This is a genomic window from Selenomonadales bacterium (assembly GCA_017442105.1).
GTDB lineage: Bacteria > Bacillota > Negativicutes > RGIG982 > RGIG982 > RGIG982.
In genome coordinates, this window is sequence record JAFSAX010000121.1 from 1 (window position 1) to 2797 (window position 2797).

3 protein-coding genes are annotated in these 2797 nt (G+C 53.4%); all 3 read left to right on the forward strand.

The window, feature by feature from the left end:
- Nucleotides 1-435: Lrp/AsnC family transcriptional regulator (locus IJN28_04710; protein ID MBQ6713069.1), on the forward strand; the 435-nt coding region annotated here is incomplete at its 5' end.
- On the forward strand, nt 432-1601 hold the full coding sequence (locus IJN28_04715; GenBank protein MBQ6713070.1) for an aminotransferase class I/II-fold pyridoxal phosphate-dependent enzyme: 1170 nt from the start codon (nt 432-434) through the stop codon (nt 1599-1601). The genes IJN28_04710 and IJN28_04715, both read left to right, overlap by 4 nt.
- Before the next feature lie 180 nt (nt 1602-1781).
- Nucleotides 1782-2573 carry a ZIP family metal transporter gene (locus IJN28_04720; protein ID MBQ6713071.1) on the forward strand — a complete coding sequence of 264 codons (792 nt, stop codon included), beginning with the start codon at nt 1782-1784 and terminating at the stop codon, nt 2571-2573.
- Nucleotides 2574-2797 lie beyond the last annotated feature (224 nt).

Consider the following 2797-nt stretch of genomic DNA (forward strand, 5'->3'; position numbering starts at 1 on the left):
GCATCGGAACTGGCGATCCTCCTCAACCTGCCCGAAGATGAGATCAAAGCCGAAATAAAACGTCTTGAAAAAGAAAAAGTCATCCTCAATTATCACACCATCGTCAACTGGAACAAAGCAGGCGCACAAGATGTCAGTGCCGTCATCGAAGTCAAGATCACCCCACAGCGCGAAGTCGGTTTCGATGCCATCGCAGAGCGCATCATTCGTTTCCCCGAAGTAGAGAGCGCATATCTCATGAGCGGCGGCTATGACCTCCTCGTCATGGTCAAAGGCGATTCGCTCCAGTCATGTGCGAACTTCGTTTCGACGAAGCTGTCCACGATCGACGGCGTACTCAGCACGGCAACGCACTTCATGCTCAAGCCGTACAAAGAAGACGGCATCATCGTCAACGATGTTGAAAAAGACCGTCGTCTGGTGGTGTCGCCATGAGATGGAATGAACGAATCTCACCGAATGTGCTTGCTATCCCTCCGTCGGGTATCCGCCGATTCTTCGACATTGCCGCAGAGATGGACGATGTCGTATCGCTCGGCGTAGGCGAACCTGACTTCATCACGCCGTGGCATATCCGCGAAAGCTGTGTCTACGGCCTTGAACGCGGCTTCACGGCGTATACGTCGAACGCAGGCCTCTTGGAACTCCGAGAAGAAATAGCGCGCCACTTCTCGACGCGCTACAATGTAGACTACGACCCGAAAAAAGAAGTCCTCATCACCGTCGGTGTCAGCGAAGCACTCGACCTCGCTATCCGCGCGCTGCTCTCCCCCGGAGATGATGCACTCATTCCCGAGCCTTGCTACGTATCGTACAAATCGTGCGTATCGCTCGTCGGCGCAAACCCCATTCCCGTACCGACGTCGATGGAAAACAACTTCCAGCTGACAGTCGATGCACTCGAACGCGCCATCACGCCGAAAACGAAACTCCTCCTCATCGGCTACCCGAACAATCCGACGGGTGCTATCATGCCGCGCGAGGAGCTCATGAAAATTGCCGATTTCGCCAAAGCACACGACCTCATCGTGCTGTCTGACGAGATCTACGCCGACCTCACGTACGATGCCGAGCACACGTGCTTCTCCTCGCTCCCCGGCATGAAAGAACGCACCATCGTCTTCAACGGCTTCTCCAAAGCATACGCCATGACAGGCTGGCGCATCGGTTACGCACTCGGCGCACCCGAGATCATCGCCGCCATGACGAAGATCCACCAATACACGATGCTCTGCGCACCGATCACCGCGCAGATCGCCGCTGTCGAAGCACTCAAAAACGGTGAAAAACAGATGCGTAAGATGGTCAAAGAATACGACTGCCGTCGTCGTCTGATGGTAGACGGATTCCGCGCAATGGGGCTCGACTGCTTCGAGCCGAAAGGCGCATTCTACATCTTCCCGTCTATCAAGAGAACAGGCCTCTCCTCGATGGACTTTGCCGAACAGCTTCTGCGCGCAGAAAAAGTCGCCATCGTCCCAGGTGATGCCTTCGGTGACAGCGGTCAGGGTCACATACGCTGTTCGTATGCGTACTCTATCGCCAACCTCAACGAAGCCCTCACACGCATCGAACATTTCGTCCGTCCGATGCTCAAATAACTCTGCCATACGCACAAAGACCTCGCTTTTTACCACGGCGAGGTCTTTCTTTCGGCGCGCGACCGATGCGCCATTATAACGCAGAAAAATTTCTTATGGAGAATTATTATTTTTTACTTGCAATTAGTATATACTTGTGGTAAAGTATAATCAAACAAAGATAAAAGGAAGTGTATTCCTATGACATACGAGCTTCTCTTGACGCTCACCTTGCCGTTTCTCGGTACTGTTCTCGGTTCGGCAAGTGTATTTTTCCTCAAAGGTGAACTTAATCCGACTGTAAAGCGGTCGCTTCTCGGCTTCGCGGCAGGCGTGATGGTAGCGGCTTCCGTCTGGAGCCTTATCATTCCTGCGATGGAGCAGTCGGAGCATCTCGGCAAGCTTGCCTTCATGCCCGCACTCGTCGGGCTGTGGCTCGGCTTCTTGTTCCTCCTCATACTCGACCGCGTGATACCGCATCTCCACGCAAACGGCGATTGTCCCGACGGTGTATGCTGTCCTGCGAATAAGGAAGACAAGTCGAAGATGCTGTTTTTCGCCGTTGCGCTCCACAACCTGCCCGAAGGTATGGCAGTCGGTGTGGCAGTAGCAGGCTGGCTGAGCGGTGAAGTGCTCATCTCGTCCGCGGCGGCACTTGCGCTCGCTGTCGGTATCGCGATTCAGAATATCCCCGAAGGCGCGATCATCTCTCTGCCGATGCGCTCAAATGGCCTCTCGCAGAAAAAAGCATTCGCTTACGGCACAGTATCGGGCATCATCGAGCCGATCGGTACGGTGCTCACCATCGTGCTGGCAAGCTTCTTCGTTCCCATCTTACCGTATCTTCTCGCCTTCTCCGCAGGTGCGATGCTCTACGTCGTCGTAGAAGAACTCATCCCCGAAATGTCGGCAGGCGAACACGCCAGCATCGGTACGATCTTCTTCGCAGTCGGCTTCTCGCTGATGATGGTACTCGATATCGCTCTCGGCTAATATAAGCCGAGTGAATATATAAACACTCCTTAAACCTTAAACCTCATAAAAACCTACAACAAGCACAAAAAAAGAAAGGCTCCGCCGAGCCTTTCTTTTTTTGTTCGGTTCGTGCCTTATGCGAAAATCTGTCTTTTCTTATTCGGTACTCACGTTACTGCTCATTCTTCGTACGAAACAGCACGATACCGAGAGCCTCCCTCTGATGAGGGAGGTGGCATGGC